This window comes from Paraburkholderia ferrariae NBRC 106233 (assembly GCF_000685035.1).
Classification (GTDB): domain Bacteria; phylum Pseudomonadota; class Gammaproteobacteria; order Burkholderiales; family Burkholderiaceae; genus Paraburkholderia; species Paraburkholderia ferrariae.
In genome coordinates this window covers 1-17,456 of record NZ_BAYB01000050.1, presented here as the reverse complement: position 1 = coordinate 17,456, position 17,456 = coordinate 1, and the positions used below count along the sequence as shown (strand labels likewise).

General features: G+C 66.9%; 15 protein-coding genes and 1 pseudogene. 11 read left to right on the top strand and 5 right to left on the bottom strand.

Features of this window, described 5'->3' with window-relative positions:
- Window positions 1-75: 75 nt before the first annotated feature.
- Genes BFE01S_RS33800 through speE form a run of 3 tightly spaced genes read right to left on the bottom strand, consistent with a single transcriptional unit; the run spans window position 76 to window position 2,200 of the window.
- A complete protein-coding gene (locus tag BFE01S_RS33800; protein ID WP_028229301.1) occupies window positions 76-816 on the bottom strand; it encodes a 16S rRNA (uracil(1498)-N(3))-methyltransferase in 741 nt (246 codons plus the stop codon).
- Window positions 817-835: 19 nt separating this feature from the next.
- Window positions 836-1,249, bottom strand: coding sequence for a VOC family protein (locus BFE01S_RS33795; protein ID WP_028229300.1), 414 nt, complete (start codon window positions 1,247-1,249; stop codon window positions 836-838).
- 54 nt (window positions 1,250-1,303) lie between these two features.
- On the bottom strand, window positions 1,304-2,200 hold the full coding sequence (gene speE, locus BFE01S_RS41295; RefSeq protein WP_042339611.1) for a polyamine aminopropyltransferase: 897 nt from the start codon (window positions 2,198-2,200) through the stop codon (window positions 1,304-1,306).
- Between the two features lie 372 nt (window positions 2,201-2,572).
- Between speE and tkt the strand changes: the two genes are divergently transcribed.
- Entirely contained in the window at window positions 2,573-4,615 is a 2,043-nt protein-coding gene (gene tkt, locus BFE01S_RS33785) for a transketolase (protein ID WP_042339610.1), read from the top strand.
- Window positions 4,616-4,746: 131 nt separating this feature from the next.
- The gene (gene gap / locus BFE01S_RS33780; RefSeq protein WP_028229298.1) at window positions 4,747-5,757 is read left to right on the top strand and encodes a type I glyceraldehyde-3-phosphate dehydrogenase; all 1,011 of its coding nucleotides are present in this window, start codon (window positions 4,747-4,749) and stop codon (window positions 5,755-5,757) included.
- Between the two features lie 353 nt (window positions 5,758-6,110).
- Here the strand turns inward: gap and BFE01S_RS33775 are convergent, their stop codons facing one another.
- Window positions 6,111-6,827: a FadR/GntR family transcriptional regulator gene (locus tag BFE01S_RS33775; protein ID WP_028229297.1), complete on the bottom strand. Its 717-nt coding sequence runs from the start codon at window positions 6,825-6,827 to the stop codon at window positions 6,111-6,113.
- A 214-nt stretch (window positions 6,828-7,041) separates the two neighbouring features.
- Between BFE01S_RS33775 and BFE01S_RS33770 the strand changes: the two genes are divergently transcribed.
- Window positions 7,042-8,379, top strand: a complete 1,338-nt coding sequence (locus BFE01S_RS33770) for a C4-dicarboxylate transporter DctA (RefSeq protein ID WP_028229296.1) — start codon at window positions 7,042-7,044, stop codon at window positions 8,377-8,379.
- 38 nt (window positions 8,380-8,417) lie between these two features.
- Window positions 8,418-8,924: pseudogene (locus BFE01S_RS41290) on the top strand (ureidoglycolate lyase); the annotation flags it as partial.
- Between the two features lie 209 nt (window positions 8,925-9,133).
- Here BFE01S_RS41290 and fur read toward each other — a convergent pair.
- Window positions 9,134-9,562, bottom strand: coding sequence for a ferric iron uptake transcriptional regulator (fur, locus tag BFE01S_RS33760; protein WP_028229295.1), 429 nt, complete (start codon window positions 9,560-9,562; stop codon window positions 9,134-9,136).
- Between the two features lie 126 nt (window positions 9,563-9,688).
- On the opposite strand from fur, the gene bamE reads away from it, so the two are divergent.
- From bamE to holA, 7 genes are all read left to right on the top strand, one after another.
- Window positions 9,689-10,630: an outer membrane protein assembly factor BamE gene (gene bamE, locus BFE01S_RS33755; protein ID WP_028229294.1), complete on the top strand. Its 942-nt coding sequence runs from the start codon at window positions 9,689-9,691 to the stop codon at window positions 10,628-10,630.
- A 150-nt stretch (window positions 10,631-10,780) separates the two neighbouring features.
- Window positions 10,781-11,578 (top strand): 4-hydroxy-tetrahydrodipicolinate reductase, encoded by a 798-nt coding sequence (gene dapB / locus BFE01S_RS33750; protein ID WP_028229293.1) that lies wholly within the window; start codon window positions 10,781-10,783, stop codon window positions 11,576-11,578.
- A gap of 78 nt (window positions 11,579-11,656) precedes the next feature.
- Window positions 11,657-12,367 carry a MotA/TolQ/ExbB proton channel family protein gene (locus BFE01S_RS33745; RefSeq protein WP_028229292.1) on the top strand — a complete coding sequence of 237 codons (711 nt, stop codon included), beginning with the start codon at window positions 11,657-11,659 and terminating at the stop codon, window positions 12,365-12,367.
- A 33-nt stretch (window positions 12,368-12,400) separates the two neighbouring features.
- Window positions 12,401-12,835, top strand: a complete 435-nt coding sequence (locus BFE01S_RS33740; RefSeq protein ID WP_028229291.1) for an ExbD/TolR family protein — start codon at window positions 12,401-12,403, stop codon at window positions 12,833-12,835.
- 220 nt (window positions 12,836-13,055) lie between these two features.
- Window positions 13,056-15,650, top strand: a complete 2,595-nt coding sequence (gene leuS / locus BFE01S_RS33735; protein ID WP_028229290.1) for a leucine--tRNA ligase — start codon at window positions 13,056-13,058, stop codon at window positions 15,648-15,650.
- Window positions 15,651-15,732: 82 nt separating this feature from the next.
- Entirely contained in the window at window positions 15,733-16,284 is a 552-nt protein-coding gene (locus tag BFE01S_RS33730; RefSeq protein WP_028229289.1) for an LPS-assembly lipoprotein LptE, read from the top strand.
- Between the two features lie 33 nt (window positions 16,285-16,317).
- On the top strand, window positions 16,318-17,456 hold a 1,139-nt coding region (gene holA, locus BFE01S_RS41285; protein ID WP_042339606.1), incomplete at its 3' end, for a DNA polymerase III subunit delta.

Below are 17,456 nucleotides of genomic sequence, written 5' to 3'. Positions count from 1 at the left end.
GCTCGACCGGGCTTGTCCGTAGCATCCGCGCGACAGATTCCTGAGAGGCCCGCCCATCGGCGGGCCTTGTCATTTTTACCAGCCGCCCCAGCGCGCGGCGAGCGCCGAGAGCACGGCGATGCCGGCCGTTTCGGTGCGCAGCACGCGCGGCCCGAGCCCCAGCGCGACAAAGCCGCACGCCAGCGCCGCGGCCTCCTCCTGCGAAGACAATCCGCCTTCCGGTCCCACCAGCACGGTGATCTCGCCGCCCGGCGGGTCGGCCGGCAAGGACGAGAACGGGACGCTCGCGCGCGGCGAGAGCAGCACGCGCAGCTCGCCTTGCGCGGGCGCCGCGGGCATCGAGTCGAGCCAGGCGCCGAGCTCGCGCGGCGCCGCGACTTCGGGCATGCGGTTGCGCCCGCACTGTTCGCACGAGGCCTGCACGATGCGTTGCCAGTGCGCCTGGCGGCGCACGGCGCGCTCGCCCGAGAGCCGCACGACGCTGCGCGACGCGGTGAGCGGCACGAAGCTCGCCGCGCCCAGTTCGACGGCCTTTTCGATCAGCCAGTCCATCTTGTCGTTGCCGGCAATGCCTTGGGCCAGCGTGAGCCGGTACGGCGGCTCGCAATCGATATCGACGAACGTATCGACGCGCACTTTGGTGTCGCGGCGCTCCATGTCGACGATTTCCGCGCTGTACTCGCCCCCGGTGCCGTTGAAGAGCGCGATCCTGTCGCCAGGTTGCAGGCGCAGCACCTGAACGTGGCGCGTGACCTCGTCGGGCAGCGTGACGACGTCGCCGGATTGCAGCGGAGTCGCGACAAAAAAACGGGGCATAAGACGGTTTCCCATTCAATCATGACAGGTGGCGAGCCAGTGCCCAGCGGTAGCCGTCCAGGTCTTCGACCTGCGCGAAACGGTCTCCCCAGAACTGGTCTTGCGGCTCGCTCAGCGATTTGCCGCCGGCTTCGAGGGCTCGCGCATAAACCGCATCGACGTCGTCGACATACAGGTAAAAGGATTGCGGGGCGACGGCCCCGGCGCTCTTCGGCGTGAGCGCCGTCGAGCCGAACGCGCCCTCGGGCGCGAACATCACGATCAACTGGTCGTGACAGGTCATTTCGACGTGCATCACAGCCCCGTCGTCTTCCACGCAGTCGCGCACGGCAAAACCGAAAGCCGCTTCGTAAAACGTCATGGCGGCGCGCGCGTCGTGCACCGTCAGATACGGAGTGAGCCACGGCACGCCGGCGGGGCGGGGTGGGGTCATCGGGTTTCTCCAGGTTTTCGGTGTTGTGCTTCGAAGACGGTGGCCGCCAGCCGGTCATTGTGCCGCGTCGCCCCGCCTGACGGTCAAGGACCGGTCCAGAACCTGGTCTAATTTATCGCGAACCGCGAGCGGCAGGGCGAAGAGCGCCGCGTGCAGACCGGCGTCGTAAAAGCGCAAGCCTGCGATGCTGCGCGCGGCCATGCGGGTGCGGAGCGCGGCGGCGTCCATTGCCGCCGGGTCCAGCCGGTCGCTTGCGACCGCCATGAGCCACAGCGAGCCGTACAGGGGCACGTAGGCGGCGAGCGGCCGCACGTGCGCGAACGATCCGCGCAGGTTTTCCAGCAAGGTTTCGATGCGCGCCGCGTGGTGCCAGGGCGAGCCGAGGTGCAGCGAAACGAGCGCATCGTCGGTCATCGCGCGCCTGAGCCCGCCGTAGAACGCCGGCGTGTACAGGCCGGCGGCCGGCGAATCGGGCGGGGTCAGATCGAACACGACCAGATCGAAGCGTTCCTGCGTGCGCGCCACGAAGGCCGCGGCATCGCCGATCACCAGTTCCACGCGCGGGTCGTCGAAAGCGCCGCCGCGCACCTCGGGCAGGTAATCGCCGGTCAGCCGCACGACTTCGGGGTCCAGTTCGGCCACGACGATGCGCTCGATCCCGGGGTGGCGAAGCAACTGCCGCGCGGCGCCGCCGTCACCGCCGCCCAGCACGAGCGCCGCGCGCGGCGCCGGGTGCGTGAGCGCGGCCGGGTGCGTCATGCACTCGTGATAGACGAATTCGTCGCCTGCGGACGTCATCGGCCGGCCGTCCAGTGCGAAGAGGCAGCCGAGTTGCGGCGTGTCCCAGACCTCGATGCGCTGCCACGCCGAATCGACGCCGGCGAGGCGGCGCGCGCCGGGGAAGCCGTACACGGCGTCGGGGGCGGGGCGGAAGAGGAGCGGGACGTTCACGGAGCGAGGGCGGGGCGGCGCGTGTAATGAGGGGAATCGGGCGATCGCCGCATTATACGAGGCGATCCGGGGCCACATGCCCGGCCACATCCGGGGCTCCGCCCAACGCGACACACGAAGCGACCCCGGGCCGCGCGAAGTCCGGCGGCCCCCGCGCGCCGCTCTGACAGCCAGGGATAATCCCCACGATCTGCTAGAATATTGCGCTTTGCAGCCCCTTCCGTTTGCTCTGGCCGTACCGCGTCTCCTGGCGCCGCACCGTGCGCCGGAGCAGCCGTTTTGCCGAGCCTCCGGATTCACCGCGCTGCTGTGTGCGCCCCGCCGTTTGACGGGCCTCCACGCCGCTTTTTGCACTCGTTCCCCGGACTCGACATGACGACCCCGTCCTCCGCCTCCCCCGCAACCACCTCGTTGATGGCCAACGCGATCCGCGCGCTGTCCATGGACGCCGTTCAGCAAGCGAACTCCGGCCACCCCGGCATGCCCATGGGCATGGCCGAGATCGCCGTCGCCCTGTGGTCGCGGCATCTGCGCCACAACCCGGCGAACCCGCACTGGAACGACCGCGACCGCTTCGTGCTGTCGAACGGCCATGGCTCGATGCTGCTGTACTCGCTCCTGCACCTGACCGGCTACGACCTCCCGATCGAAGAGCTGAAGAACTTCCGCCAGTTGCATTCGAAGACGCCGGGCCACCCGGAATACGGCATCACGCCGGGCGTCGAGACGACCACGGGCCCGCTCGGCCAGGGTCTCGCGAACGCGGTGGGCATGGCGCTGGCCGAAGCGCTGCTCGCGGCCGAATTCAACAAGGCCGACGCGAAGATCGTCGATCACCACACCTACGTGTTCGTCGGCGACGGCTGCCTGATGGAGGGCATCTCGCACGAAGCCTGCTCGCTCGCCGGCACGCTCAAGCTGAACAAGCTGATTGCGTTCTACGACGACAACGGCATCTCGATCGACGGCGACGTGGTGAACTGGTTCCACGACAACACGCCGGAGCGCTTCGAAGCCTACGGCTGGAACGTGATCCCGCACGTGGACGGCCACGACGTGGACGCGGTCGATGCGGCCATCCAGAAGGCGAAGGCTTCGGACAAGCCCACGCTGATCTGCTGCAAGACCGTGATCGGCAAGGGCGCGCCCACGAAGCAGGGCAGCCACGACGTGCACGGCTCGGCGCTCGGCGGCGAGGAAATCGCCAAATGGCGCGCGGCGGCCGGCTGGAAGTGGGAGCCGTTCGTCGTGCCGCAGGAAGTCTATGCCGACTGGGACGCGAAGGCCGCGGGCGCGAAATTCGAAGGCGCCTGGAACGAAGTGTTCGCGCAGTACCAGTCGAAGTACCCGCAGGAAGCCGCCGAATTCGAGCGCCGCATGGCCGACAGGCTGCCGGCCGACTGGGCGCAGAAAGCCGCGGAAATCATCGCCGGCGCCGACGCGCGCAAGGAAACCGTTGCGACCCGCAAGGCCTCGCAGCAGACCATCGAAGGGCTCGCGGCAGTGCTGCCCGAGCTGCTGGGCGGCTCGGCCGACCTGACCGGCTCGAACCTCACGAACTGGAAGGCCTCGAAGCCGGTGCGCGCACCGAAGGCCGGCGAGACGGGCATCCAGTGGGGCAACCACATCAACTACGGCGTGCGCGAGTTCGGCATGAGCGCGGCCATCAACGGGATCGTGCTGCACGGCGGCTATCGCCCGTTCGGCGGCACCTTCCTCACGTTCTCGGACTACAGCCGCAACGCGCTGCGCGTGGCCGCGCTGATGAAGTGCCCGTCGATCTTCGTGTTCACGCACGATTCGATCGGTCTGGGTGAAGACGGCCCGACGCACCAGTCGATCGAACAGGTTCCGAGCCTGCGCCTGATCCCGAACATGACGCTGTGGCGTCCGGCCGACACCGTCGAAACCGCGGTGGCCTGGACCGAGGCGATTGCGCATCAAGGCCCGTCGTCGCTGGTGTTCAGCCGCCAGAACCTGCAGTTCAACGAGCGCACCGACGCGCAGATCGAGAACATCGCGAAGGGCGGCTACGTCCTCAAGGACTGGAACGACGACATCCCGAGCCGCAAGATCATCCTGATCGCCACGGGCTCGGAAGTCGAACTCGCGATGAAGGCCGTCGAGTCGCTGCAGCGCGAAGGCATTGGCGCGCGCGTGGTGTCGATGCCCTCGACCAACGTGTTCGACCGCCAGGACGCCGAGTACCGCGAGCGCGTGCTGCCGAAGGGCGTGCGCCGCGTGGCGATCGAAGCGGCGCAGACCGACTTCTGGCGCAAGTACGTGGGCCTCGAAGGCGGCGTGGTGGGCATCGACACGTTCGGCGAGTCGGCCCCGGCCGGCGTGCTGTTCAAGCACTTTGGCTTCACGGTCGAACACGTTGTCGCCACGGCGAAGGCCGCGCTCGACAACTAAACAGGCTTTGCGGGCCCGCCTGAAGAGGCACCGATGCGCGGGCCCGCTGCCGCATGCGCCCGCCCGCTGCCCCGGCGGGCATGGCACAGGCGGCACCGGTATCAGATTTTTCAGCCATCAGGAGATAAACCATGACCATTCGCGTCGCAATCAACGGCTACGGCCGTATCGGCCGCAACACGCTTCGCGCCTTCTACGAGAACGGCAAGAAGCACGACATCCAGATCGTCGCGATCAACGACCTGGGTGACGCGAAGACCAACGCGCATCTGACGCAATACGACACGGCCCACGGCAAGTTCCCGGGCGAAGTTTCGGTGGACGGCGACTACCTCGTCGTGAACGGCGACAAGATCCGCGTGCTGGCCAACCGCAACCCGGCCGAACTGCCGTGGGGCGAGCTGGGCGTCGACGTCGTGCTGGAGTGCACGGGCTTCTTCACGACCAAGGAAAAGGCGAGCGCGCACATCAAGGGCGGCGCGAAGAAGGTCATCATCTCGGCGCCGGGCGGCAAGGACGTCGACGCGACGATCGTCTACGGCGTGAACCACCACGTGCTGAAGGCGTCGGACACGGTCATCTCGAACGCATCGTGCACGACCAACTGCCTCGCACCGCTCGTCAAGCCGCTGAACGACAAGATCGGTCTGGAAACGGGTCTCATGACCACGATCCACGCGTACACGAACGACCAGGTCCTGACCGACGTGTACCACGAAGACCTGCGCCGCGCGCGCTCGGCCACGCACAGCCAGATCCCGACGAAGACGGGCGCGGCTTCGGCCGTCGGCCTCGTGCTGCCGGAACTGAACGGCAAGCTGGACGGCTACGCGATCCGCGTCCCGACCATCAACGTCTCGATCGTCGATCTGTCGTTCATCGCCAGGCGCGACACGACGGTGGAAGAAGTCAACGCCATCATGAAGGAAGCTTCGGAAGGCGCGCTCAAGGGCATCCTCGGCTACAACGAGGCACCGCTCGTTTCGGTGGACTTCAACCACAACCCGGCTTCGTCGACGTTCGACGCAACGCTCACGAAGGTGTCGGGCCGTCTCGTGAAGGTGTCGAGCTGGTACGACAACGAGTGGGGCTTCTCGAACCGCATGCTGGACACGGCTGTCGCGCTCGCGAACGCCAGGTAAGCACGCGCAGTTTCGGAAAAACCGCCCTGCGGGGCGGGGTGAATGCCGTTCGGTTAAACACCGGGCGGCATTTTTGTTTTTGGGGTTGGCATCTCACCTGCTATGCCGTTCGATATCTTCGGAAAGGGCTTTGCTGAACAGTATTGGCCCGTCGCCTGGGCTTCTGTCTACTTCGCGCGATACCGCGGCCATAGCTTCACGATACGGGCAAGTGTTGCTAGCCAGGTGATACCTCCCGGATGCAATCGGAACTGCGCGCGCTGAACACCATTCGCCCAGGTCGCTTCATCAATTGATAGCATAACTAAATTTTAATGAAAGCGTCTAATTTGAGGGTGTTTCGCCAGGCTGCATCAAGGATGGAGACTTCGCGAACCGGCCAGCGGCGGCGTAGGAAAATACACCCCCGCACGCTGCGCCGCGTTGGCAATATGCCGTTCGATCGCCTCGCCAGCCGCCGCGCAGTCGCGCGCCTTCAGCGCCGCGACGATGAGCCCATGCTCGCGATGCGTAGAGAGCACCAGTTCGCGCCGGTAGAACGGCATGCGCTGGCTCTCCTTCATGATGTCGGCGCTGCTGCGCAGAATCGATTCGATGGCCGCGTTGCCGGCAATGTTCACGATCCGCATGTGGAAGTCGAAGTCGAGTTGCGCGGCTTCGTCCAGTTCGTCGCAGGCGAGAGCCTCGTGCAGCGTGTCGAGATTCTGCTCGAGCCACACGATGTCGCTGTCGCCGATCGCGAGCGCCGCCATGCGCGCGGCGAACCCTTCGAGCGCATAGCGCATCTGATACGTGTCGGGCGGCGAGGACTGGTCGGCGAAGCGCCACGGGTGCGGGCTCGACGCCTCGGCGCTCGTCACATAAACGCCCTTGCCCGCGCGGATCGTCAGCATGCCTAACGCTTCGAGCGTGGAGAGCGCCTCGCGCAGCGACGCGCGGCTGATCGCCAGTTCTTCGGATAGCTGGCGCTGGGCGGGCAGCAGGCTGCCGACCGGGTACAGGCCGCCTTCGATCCGCTCGCGGATCGTGGCAACGGCGGCGTCGGTAACGGTGTGCGGAACGTTCTTCATGAGGGCTCGTGAGAGCGAGCTGGCTCCCGTGGTCTGACCGGTATTGTAGTCCGCGGCAGCGGGGATGCATCGGGCGACTGGTCCGATGGGGCCGGATCTGCGGGTAAACAAGTAATTGGACTTTCTTGACGCCGGTATATCGGCTTCCTACTATCCACCATAACATCACTGGTCAGACCAGTATGAACAGTTAGCCTGCAACCGGGAGAAAGACGTGTCGAAGTTCTTCAATTCGTTGTTCGGGCGCGTGATGATCGCGCTGGTGGTCGGTATCGCGGTCGGCGCGATATTTCCCCATTTTGGGCAGGCGCTGCGGCCGCTTGGCGATGGCTTCCTGAAACTCATCAAGATGGTCATCGGGCCGATCGTGTTCTGCGTGGTGGTGAGCGGCATGGCTCACGCGGGCGACCTGCGCAAGGTGGGGCGCGTCGGCCTGAAGTCGGTGGTCTACTTCGAAGCGATGACGACCGTTGCGCTCGTGATCGGCGCCGTGCTCGCCTACGCCACGCGTCCGGGCGCGGGCATGAACGTCAACCTGCACTCGCTCGATGCCGCCTCGCTCGCCACCTACACGGAGCATGCGAAGAACCTCAAGGACACCGCCGGCTTCCTGCTCAAGATCATTCCGGACACGGCGATCGACGCCTTCGCGAAGGGCGACATCCTGCAGATTCTCGTGTTCTCGGTGCTCTTCGGCAGCGCGCTTTCGCTGCTCGGCCCGAAGGCGCAGCGCGTAAACAACCTCATCGACGAACTCGCGCAGGTGTTCTTCCGCGTGATGGGCTTCATCATCAAGCTGGCGCCGCTCGGCGTGCTCGGCGCGATTGCTTTTACCACGGGCACCTACGGCGTCGCCTCGCTCAAGCAGCTCGGCCTGCTGGTGGTGGTGTTCTATGCAAGCTGTATCGTGTTCGTTGCCGTCGTGCTCGGCATCGTGATGCGGCTGGCGGGCTTCAACGTGTTCAAGCTGATCCGCTATCTGCGCGAGGAGCTTTCCATCGTGCTCGGCACGGCTTCGTCGGATGCGGTGCTGCCCCAGGTCATGCGCAAGCTCGAATGGATGGGCGTGAAGGATTCCACGGTGGGCCTCGTGATCCCCACCGGCTATTCGTTCAACCTCGACGGCTTCTCGATCTACCTCACGCTCGCGGTGATCTTCATCGCCCAGGCCACGAATACGCCGCTGTCGCTCCATGACCTCATCGTGGTCGTGCTCGTCTCGCTGGTGACTTCGAAGGGCGCGCACGGCATTCCCGGCTCGGCCATCGTGATTCTCGCGGCGACGCTTTCCGCCATTCCCGCCATCCCCGTGCTGGGTCTCGTGCTGATCCTGCCGGTGGACTGGTTCGTCGGCATTGCCCGCGCGCTGACCAATCTGATCGGCAACTGCGTCGCGACCGTGGTGGTGGCGGTGTGGGAGCACGACATCGACCGGGTCCGCGCGAAACGCGTGCTCGACTTCGACGAGGGTTTCCGCTACGTGCCCGCGGGCGAAGGCGATGCGGAGGCCGACGGCTTCGCCGCCGGCGGCAACCCGGCGCACGCGCACTGATCCCGGATGGATTTCGCGCTGATACAAAGGAGACGGCGATGAAGATTCTGTGTCTTGAGCCGCTTACGCGCGCGGCATTTGCACCGTTCGGCGACGTGATCGAGACAGCCGGCGCGCGCCACTATCCGATCAACGGCGGCACGACCGAGCGCTATCACGACCTGGCCACGATCGACGTGAGCGAGTCGGGCGGCCGGCCCATCGTGAACGTGTTCCGCGCCCAGCCGCGCGCGTGGCCGGTGGAGATCGCCATGATGGAGCGCCATCCGCTGGGCAGCCAGGCGTTCGTGCCGCTGGCCGGCGCGGGCTACGCCGTAGTGGTCGCGCCCGCGGGCGAATTCGATCCGGCGCGCCTGCGGGCGTTCTGGGCCGAGGCGGGGCAGGGGGTGAACTACGCGCGCGGGGTCTGGCACCATCCGCTGCTCGCCTTTGGCGGGGTGAGCGACTTTGTCGTGATCGACCGCGGCGGCGCCGGTCACAATTGCGACGAGATCGCTCTGGATGAGTTTTGGCGGCTCGAACCCGCGGGGGCGGCCGATGCAGTGGCCGACGCTATGCCCGAAAAGATGCCCGAAACGATGCCCGAAACGATGGCCGAAACGATGGCCGAAACGATGGCCGAAACGATGGCCGAAACGATGGCCGAAGCGGTGATCGAAGCCCCGCGCAGCTAGTCCAGCGGTTTCCCATAGCAAGACGCCACGGCATGGCCGTGGCGTCTTGCGTTTTTCGTGCGGGAAAAGCCGCGCCGCGCTCAGTGCTTGCGGTGCGGGCAGTTTTCCTTCGTGCAGGCGCCGTACAGCGCCAGAGCGTGCTCCTGGAGCTTGAAGCCGCGCTCGTTGGCGATCATCTGCTGGCGTTTTTCGATTTCGGGGTCGAAGAATTCCTCCACGAGCCCGCAGTCGAGGCAGACCAGGTGGTCGTGGTGGCTGCCCTCGTTCAGCTCGAACACCGCCTTGCCCGATTCGAAGTTGCTGCGCGTGAGGAGCCCCGCCTGCTCGAACTGCGTGAGCACGCGATACACGGTGGCGAGCCCGATATCGAGATCCTCGTTCAGCAGGTTGCGATACACGTCTTCGGCCGTGAGATGGCGTACTGGGCTGTGCTGAAAAATCTCCAGGATCTTGAGGCGAGGCAGCGTCGCCTTGAGTCCGATGTTCTTGAGATCGGCTGGATTGGTCATGACTATAAGTCCCTGGAGTACAATGCTGGGTTCTAATGTTAATGCGGTTTGCTGTTCCGGTCATCTTTGACAGAACTTCGACGGAAAACTAGCGCGGCTTCGAGACTAGCCCGCACGGTGAGGGAAATGATTCCAGAATCCAAAACGATCGGCCGGGGCGGCCGTCTTTCGAGCGCCCTGGCTTGCACCCTGCTGGCCGCAGCAGCACTTTCGGGGCTTTCCGGCTGCTCGACTTACGACAGCCTGACGCAGCGCATCGCACAAAGCATTACGCCGTACCGGATCACGATCGTGCAGGGCAACTTCGTTTCGAAGGAAGCCGCGGCGCAGATGCGTGTGGGCATGTCGCGCGCCGAGGTGCGCCAGCTGCTCGGCACGCCGCTCCTCGCCGACATGTTCCACACCAACCGCTGGGACTACGTTTTCTACTTCAAGCGCGGCTCGACGGCCGTGGTTCAGCAGCGCGACTTCGTCGTGCTGTTCGAGGGCGATACCGTGGCGAGCTGGTCGGGCGGCGAAGATCTGCCGTCGAACCTCGAGCTGCTGGCCGAAATCGACGGCGACCGCGGCAGCAGGAAGAAGGCCGCTGCGGAGGCGGCCGCCGCCGCCTCTGCGACTGCCGCAGCATCGGCTGCCGCAGCGTCGGGAGCTACCGCCGCCACCACGGCAACCCGCCCGGCCGTTCCCGACACGGCGCGCACGCCCACGTCCGAACTGGGCGCCGCCACGGCCGCGCTCCCGCAGGATCCGAACGTGCAGGCCGCCGCGGCGGCCAACCGCGCCACGGAAGCCGTGCAGATGCCGTCCAGCGTGACGCCTTCGGTGCGCGCCAACACGCCGCCTTCGACGGCACTGCCGCCGAACGTGGGCTCGATGCCGTCGCAGGTCCAGCTGCGCCGTCCGCCGCCGCCGCAGATCCAGGGCGTGCAGTCGAACCCGGTCGGCCCGGCGCCGGGCGCGCAGGGCACCGGCGACACCAACGCGGCGCCGCCGTCGCCCTCGCTGAACTCGCCGCTCACCGCGCCGCCGACCGTGCCCGCCTCGGGTGCCGCGGGAATGGGCAGCTGATCCGGCTGTCCATCGATTAAGCCTGTCGCGCAACGCGCGAGCCGCCTGAAGTCCGGCTCCCGCTGCGCGCCTCGCCGGCGGCTTCGGGCCGCCGTATTTTTTTCGCAGCGCCGGTTTTGCCGGGGCCGCGCTTTCGTTTCGGGAAGATCCATGAAAATCGCAATCGCCGGAGCGTCGGGCCGCATGGGCCGCATGCTCATCGAAACCGTCCTGAACTCGCCCGATGCGACACTGTCCGGCGCGCTGGTGCGCAAGGGCTCGGCGGCCGTCGGGCAGGACGCGGGCGCGTTCCTCGGCAAGGACGCGGGCGTGCGGATCACCGACGACATCGAAGCGGTGTTCGCGCAAAGCGATTGCCTCATCGACTTCACGCGCCCCGAAGCCACGCTCGTCCATCTGGAAGCGGCACGGCGGCACGGCGTGAAGATGGTGATCGGCACGACGGGCTTCGACGCGCCGCAGAAGGCCCAGCTCGCCACCGCCGCGGAGCAGATCGGCATCGTTTTTGCGGCCAACATGAGCGTAGGCGTGAATGTCACGCTCAAGCTGCTCGAATACGCGGCGCGCTTCTTCGAAACCGGCTACGACATCGAGATCATCGAGGCGCACCATCGCCACAAGGTCGATGCGCCTTCGGGCACGGCGCTCGCGATGGGCGAAGCCGTGGCGCACGCGCTCGGCCGCAGCCTCGACGATTGCGCCGTGTACGGCCGCCACGGCGTGACGGGCGAGCGCGATCCCTCGACGATCGGGTTTTCGGCGATTCGCGGCGGCGACATCGTCGGCGACCATACGGTTCTGTTCGCCGGCACGGGCGAGCGCATCGAGATCACGCACAAGTCGTCGAGCCGCCTCTCCTACGCGCAAGGCAGCGTGCGCGCCGCGCGCTTTCTCGAAGACAAGCCGCGCGGGCTGTACGATATGCAGGACGTGCTCGGCCTGCGCTGAGCCCGGCGCCCGAGCGGGCTCAGGCCGGCTCGGGCGGCATTCAGGCACAACAGCCGGAAAACCGGATAGCGAGGTCCGATGGCAGCGGGTACCGGAGTCATCCACTATCTGCAATCGAGCGACGCCGTCACGCACGCGGTTGCGTGGGTGTTGCTGGCGATGTCGATCGCGAGCTGGTGCTTCCTGATCGTCAAGAGCTGGGTGCTCGCGCGGGCGAAGCGCCAGGGGCCGCGCGCGCTCGCGCAGTTCTGGCAGGCCCGCACGCTCGCCGACGGCGTGGCGCTCATGCGCCGCGCCGACCGGGAGCGCGTGTTCCTGCCGCTCGCCGAAGCGGCGCTTGCGGCCGCCGAGGCCGATCCGTCCGGTGCGATGCTCGCGAAGGTCGAGCGCGGCGAGCGCGTGCTGCGCGCGCTGCGCGGCGCGCTTCAGGCCTCGCAGCGGCGCCTCGAATTCGGCCAGGTGCTGCTTGCCTCGGTGGGCAGCACGGCGCCGTTCGTGGGGCTGCTCGGCACCGTCTGGGGCATCTATCACGCGCTCGGCAGCATCGCGGCGAGCGGCCAGGCGCAGATCGAGAACGTGGCCGGCCCCGTGGGCGAGGCGCTCATCATGACGGCCTTCGGCCTCGTCGTGGCGATTCCGGCGGTGCTCGCCTACAACGTGCTCGGCCGGCTTGCGCGCCAGCTCGGCGACGACCTCGACGGCTTCGCGCACGATCTGCACGCCTACGTCTGCCCGGCCGCCGGCGCCGCGCCGCGCCGCGAGGCCGCGCTCGAGTCGGACCCCGACTGAACGCGGCACGGCAGTCACGCGAAGGAGCATCCGATGGCATTCGGCGGACTCGAAAGGAAGCGCGACTCGGCACCCATGGCCGAGATCAACATGACGCCGCTCATCGACGTCATGCTGGTGCTGCTCGTCATCTTCATCATCACCGCGCCGCTCTTCACGCACGCCATCCGTCTCGATCTGCCGCAGGTGGCCGCCGAGCCGGCGCGGCAGACGCCGCAAACCGTCACGCTTTCCATCGACGCCGCCGGCAAGCTCTACTGGAACGCCCAGCCGATCTCGCTCGACGAGATGCGCGCGCGCTTCGCGGCGGCCGGCAAAGCCGCCGAAGACGCCCAGCCCGATCTGCAGTTGCGCGCCGCGCGCGAAACGCGCTACGAGGTGATCGCCCAGGTCATGGGGGCGGCCCAGCAGGCGGGACTCGAGCGCATCGGCTTCGTGACCGAGCCGCCCGCCGCGGGCAAGCCTTGAGCGGCGCCGCGGGCCCCGCGCCGTGCCGCATGGCGCCTTGAGCCGCGCCCGAATCCCGCCAGGCGGAAAGCACGGCCGACTCAACGGTACTCAACGGTATAATCAGCGTTTCCCTGTAAAAAGGGCCCAGAAAGGCCACTGCCACCAGCCGGTTCCACGAATCGCCGTCCGGTGCGTCCGGCGCCGAATCCGCCCGAATTTGCGATTCCCCATCCACACCATGCTCGAAAAATACGTTCCCTCCGACGTCGAATCCGCCGCGCAAGGCGAATGGCGCGCCACTGACGCCTACCGGACGGCCGAGAAGGCCGACAAGCCCAAGTTCTATTGCGTCTCGATGCTGCCGTACCCGTCGGGCAAGCTGCACATGGGCCACGTGCGGAACTACACGATCAACGACGTGATGTACCGTTATTTGCGCATGAACGGCTACAACACGCTCATGCCGATGGGCTGGGACGCGTTCGGCATGCCCGCCGAAAACGCCGCGATGGCCAACGGCGTGCCGCCGGCCCGCTGGACCTACGACAACATCGAGTACATGAAGGGCCAGATGAAGGCGATGGGTCTCGCGATCGACTGGTCGCGCGAAATCGCCACCTGCAAGCCCGACTACTACAAGTGGAACCAGTGGTTCTTCCTGAAGATGCTGGAGAAGGGCATCGCCTACAAGAAGACCGGCACGGTGAACTGGGACCCCGTCGACCAGACCGTGCTCGCCAACGAGCAGGTGATCGACGGCCGCGGCTGGCGCTCGGGCGCGCTCGTGGAAAAGCGCGAAATCCCGATGTACTACCTGCGCATCACGCAGTACGCCGACGAACTGCTGAACGACCTCGGCGGCCTCGGCTGGCCCGAGCGCGTGAAGATCATGCAGCAGAACTGGATCGGCAAGAGCTTCGGCGTGAACTTCGGCTTCCCGTATGAGCTCGACGGCGAGCAGAAGCTGCTGCGCGTGTTCACCACGCGCGCCGATACCATCATGGGCGTGACCTTCGCCGCGATCGCCGCCGAGCATCCGCTCGCCACGCGTCTCGCAGAGGGCCGGCCGGAACTGCAGGCGTTCATCGACGAATGCAAGCGCGGCGGCGTGGCCGAAGCCGACGTCGCGACGATGGAGAAAAAGGGCGTCGCCACGGGCTTCACCGTGACGCACCCGATCACGAACGAAGCCGTGCCGGTGTGGATCGGCAACTACGTGCTCATGAGCTACGGCGAAGGCGCCGTGATGGGCGTGCCGGGCCACGACGAGCGCGACTTCGCGTTCGCGAAGAAGTACGACCTGCCGATCAAACAGGTGATCGCGGTGGAAGGCGAGACCTACTCGCTCGACGGCTGGCAGGAGTGGTACGGCGACAAGGAGCGCGCGGTCTGCATCAATAGCGGCAAGTTCGACGGCCTGCACTACCAGCAGGCCGTGGACGCGGTCGCGGCGGACTTGAAGGCGCACGGCTTCGGCGACAAGCAGGTCACGTGGCGCCTGCGCGACTGGGGCATCTCGCGCCAGCGCTACTGGGGCACGCCGATCCCCATCATCCATTGCCCGAGCTGCGGCGACGTGCCGGTGCCCGAGCAGGATCTGCCCGTGGTGCTGCCGGAAGACCTCGTGCCGGACGGCACGGGCAACCCGCTCGCGAAGTCCGAGGCGTTCCTGAACTGCAAGTGCCCGAAATGCGGCGCCGACGCGAAGCGCGAAACCGACACGATGGACACCTTCGTCGATTCGTCGTGGTACTTCTACCGCTACGCGGCGCCCGACGCTGCGACCATGGTGGACGCGCGCACCGACTACTGGATGCCGATGGACCAGTACATCGGCGGTATCGAGCACGCCATTCTTCACCTCTTGTATTCGCGCTTCTGGGCGAAGGTCTCGCGCGACCTCGGCCTCGTGAAGTTCGGCGAGCCGGCGAAGAACCTGCTTACCCAGGGCATGGTGCTCAACGAAACGTTCTATCGCGAAGACGCGTCGGGCAAGAAGACCTGGTACAACCCGGCCGACGTGAGCGTCACGCACGACGACAAGGGCCGCCCGGTCGGCGCCACGCTCAATGGCGACGGCCAGCCCGTGGTGCTGGGCGGCATCGAAAAGATGTCGAAGTCGAAGAACAACGGCGTCGATCCGCAGGTGCTGATCGATCAGTACGGCGCGGACACCGCGCGTCTGTTCACGATGTTCGCGGCGCCGCCCGAGCAGCAGCTCGAATGGTCGGGCGCGGGCGTGGAAGGCGCGAGCCGCTTCCTGCGCCGCGTGTGGGCCTTCGGCTACGCGAACGCCGGGGCGATCCAGTCGCGCGCCTCGTTTGACGCGGCCACGCTCACGGACGTCGAAAAGGCGCTGCGCCGCGAAGTCTATAGCGTGCTCAAGCAGGCCGACTTCGACTATCAGCGTCTGCAGTACAACACCGTCGTTTCGGCGGCCATGAAGATGCTCAACGCGATCGAAAACGCCAGGGGAGCCGGCGCAGGCGTGCAGCGCGAAACCTTTGGCGTGCTGCTGCGCGCGCTGTATCCGGTGGTGCCGCACCTCACGTTCCAGCTCTGGCAGGAACTCGGCTATGCGGACGAATTCGGCACGCTGCTCGACGCGCCCTGGCCGAAGGTCGACGAAAAGGCGCTGGAGCAGGCCGAGATCGAACTCGTGCTGCAGGTGAACGGCAAGGTGCGCGGCGCCGTGACGGTCGCGAAGGAGGCGGACAAGGCCGCGATCGAAGCGGCTGCGCTCGCGCACGAGATGGTCGCGAAGTTTGCCGAAGGCCGTGCGCCGAAGAAGATCATCGTCGTGCCGGGCCGTCTCGTGAACGTGGTGGTCTGACGCGGTGTGATCCGATGCGGCGAGGGCGGCCTCCACGGCGGCCCGCTCTCGCCACGAACCTGTCGCGAACCCGGGAGCTCATGTGATTCGCAGATCGTTTCTGTTACTGGCAGGCAGTGCGCTGGTGCTCTCCGCGTGCGGATTCCAGCTGCGCGGCGAGCAGAACTACGCGTTCAAGCGCCTTGCCATCGTCGGCGCGGCGGCGCCTGTTGCCGCGCGCCTCACGCGCATGATCGAGGGCGGCAGCGACTCGGTTGTCGTTCAATCGCCGTCCAATGCCGACGCGGTGCTGCACGTTTCGGAAGCGCGCGGCTTCAGCACGCTCACGCTCAATTACCTGGGCGTGGTCGAGGAATACCAGGTCAACTACTCGTTGAACTACACGCTGACTGCGCAGGACGGTTCGGTGCTGATCCGCCCGAGCACGATCGCGCTCAATCGCGCCATGACCTATAGCGACCAGTACTCCACGGCGAAGGTGACCGAATCCGACCTGCTGTTCGCGGACATGCAGAACGACGCAGTCGATCAGCTCACGCGCCGGCTGGCGGTCGTGAAGACCCTGCATCCCACGCCGGACCAGGTGGTGCCGGGCGTCGCGCCGCGCGCGCCGCTGCCGCCGCCGCCGCTCTGATCCGCAGCATTCCCGAACGGGCGCCATTCCTCCATGCAACTGCGACTCGACGCACTCGAACCGCACCTCGCGAAGGGCCTTGCCGGCCTCTACGTCGTCTACGGCGACGAGCATCTGCTCGCCCAGGAGGCGTGCGACCGCATTCGTGCGGCTGCGCGCGCGGCAGGCTATACCGACCGCTCGGTGTTCACGGTGGAGCGGGGCTTCGACTGGAGCTCGCTCCTCGGCGCGAGCCAGTCGATGTCGCTCTTCGGCGATCGCCAACTGGTCGAGCTGCGCATTCCCTCGGGCAAGCCCGGCAAGGAAGGCGCGGAGGCGCTCAAGACGCTTGCCGGATCGGCCGCCGCGGCGAACCCCGACGTGCTCACGCTCGTCACGCTGCCGCGGCTCGACGCGGCCACGCAGAAGTCGGCCTGGTTCACGGCGCTCGCGGAAAGCGGCGTTGCGCTGAAGGTCGATCCGGTCGAGCGCGCGCAACTGCCCAACTGGATCGGCCAGCGTCTCGCGCAGCAGGGGCAGCGCGTGGCGCCCGGCGAAGACGGCCGGCGTGCGCTGCAGTTCGTGGCGGAGCGGGTGGAAGGCAATCTGCTCGCGGCGCATCAGGAAATCCAGAAACTCGGCCTGCTGTATCCGCAGGGCGTGTTGAGCTTCGAGCAGATTCACGATGCCGTGCTCAACGTGGCCCGCTACGACGTTTTCAAGCTCAACGAAGCGATGCTGACCGGCGATGTCGGACGGCTCGCGCGCATGCTCGACGGGCTGCGCGGCGAGGGCGAGGCTTCGGTGCTGGTGTTGTGGGCCGTGGTCGAGGAAATCCGCACGCTGCTGCGCGTCAAGCGCGGCGTCGGCGCGGGCAAGCCGCTTGCCGTGCTGTTGCGCGAGAACCGCGTCTGGGGGCCGCGCGAGCGGCTCATCGGCCCGGCGCTGGCGCGCCTCACCGAAGCGACGCTGGAGCGAGGGCTGACGCTGGCGGCGCGCCTCGACCGCCAGGTGAAGGGGCTTTCCGCGCAGGCACGCGGCGAATGGCGCAATGCGCTGCCGCCCGATGCCTGGGACGGTCTTTTCGAACTCGCCATGACGGTTGCCGCGCCGCGCGATACGGGCGCGGCAGCGCGGCCGGGCGCCGTGGGGGCCGCGGGTGCCGCAGGTCATGCGCGGAGCGCCGCCGCGCC

Excerpts from the sequence above, each read along its gene's own strand:
- BFE01S_RS33800 (WP_028229301.1), bottom strand. The coding sequence starts at position 816 with ATGCCCCGTTTTTTTGTCGCGACTCCGCTGCAATCCGGCGACGTCGTC.
- BFE01S_RS33795 (WP_028229300.1), bottom strand. The coding sequence starts at position 1,249 with ATGACCCCACCCCGCCCCGCCGGCGTGCCGTGGCTCACTCCGTATCTG.
- tkt (WP_042339610.1), top strand. The coding sequence starts at position 2,573 with ATGACGACCCCGTCCTCCGCCTCCCCCGCAACCACCTCGTTGATGGCC.
- gap (WP_028229298.1), top strand. The coding sequence starts at position 4,747 with ATGACCATTCGCGTCGCAATCAACGGCTACGGCCGTATCGGCCGCAAC.
- BFE01S_RS33775 (WP_028229297.1), bottom strand. The coding sequence starts at position 6,827 with ATGAAGAACGTTCCGCACACCGTTACCGACGCCGCCGTTGCCACGATC.
- fur (WP_028229295.1), bottom strand. The coding sequence starts at position 9,562 with ATGACCAATCCAGCCGATCTCAAGAACATCGGACTCAAGGCGACGCTG.
- bamE (WP_028229294.1), top strand. The coding sequence starts at position 9,689 with ATGATTCCAGAATCCAAAACGATCGGCCGGGGCGGCCGTCTTTCGAGC.
- dapB (WP_028229293.1), top strand. The coding sequence starts at position 10,781 with ATGAAAATCGCAATCGCCGGAGCGTCGGGCCGCATGGGCCGCATGCTC.
- BFE01S_RS33745 (WP_028229292.1), top strand. The coding sequence starts at position 11,657 with ATGGCAGCGGGTACCGGAGTCATCCACTATCTGCAATCGAGCGACGCC.
- BFE01S_RS33740 (WP_028229291.1), top strand. The coding sequence starts at position 12,401 with ATGGCATTCGGCGGACTCGAAAGGAAGCGCGACTCGGCACCCATGGCC.
- leuS (WP_028229290.1), top strand. The coding sequence starts at position 13,056 with ATGCTCGAAAAATACGTTCCCTCCGACGTCGAATCCGCCGCGCAAGGC.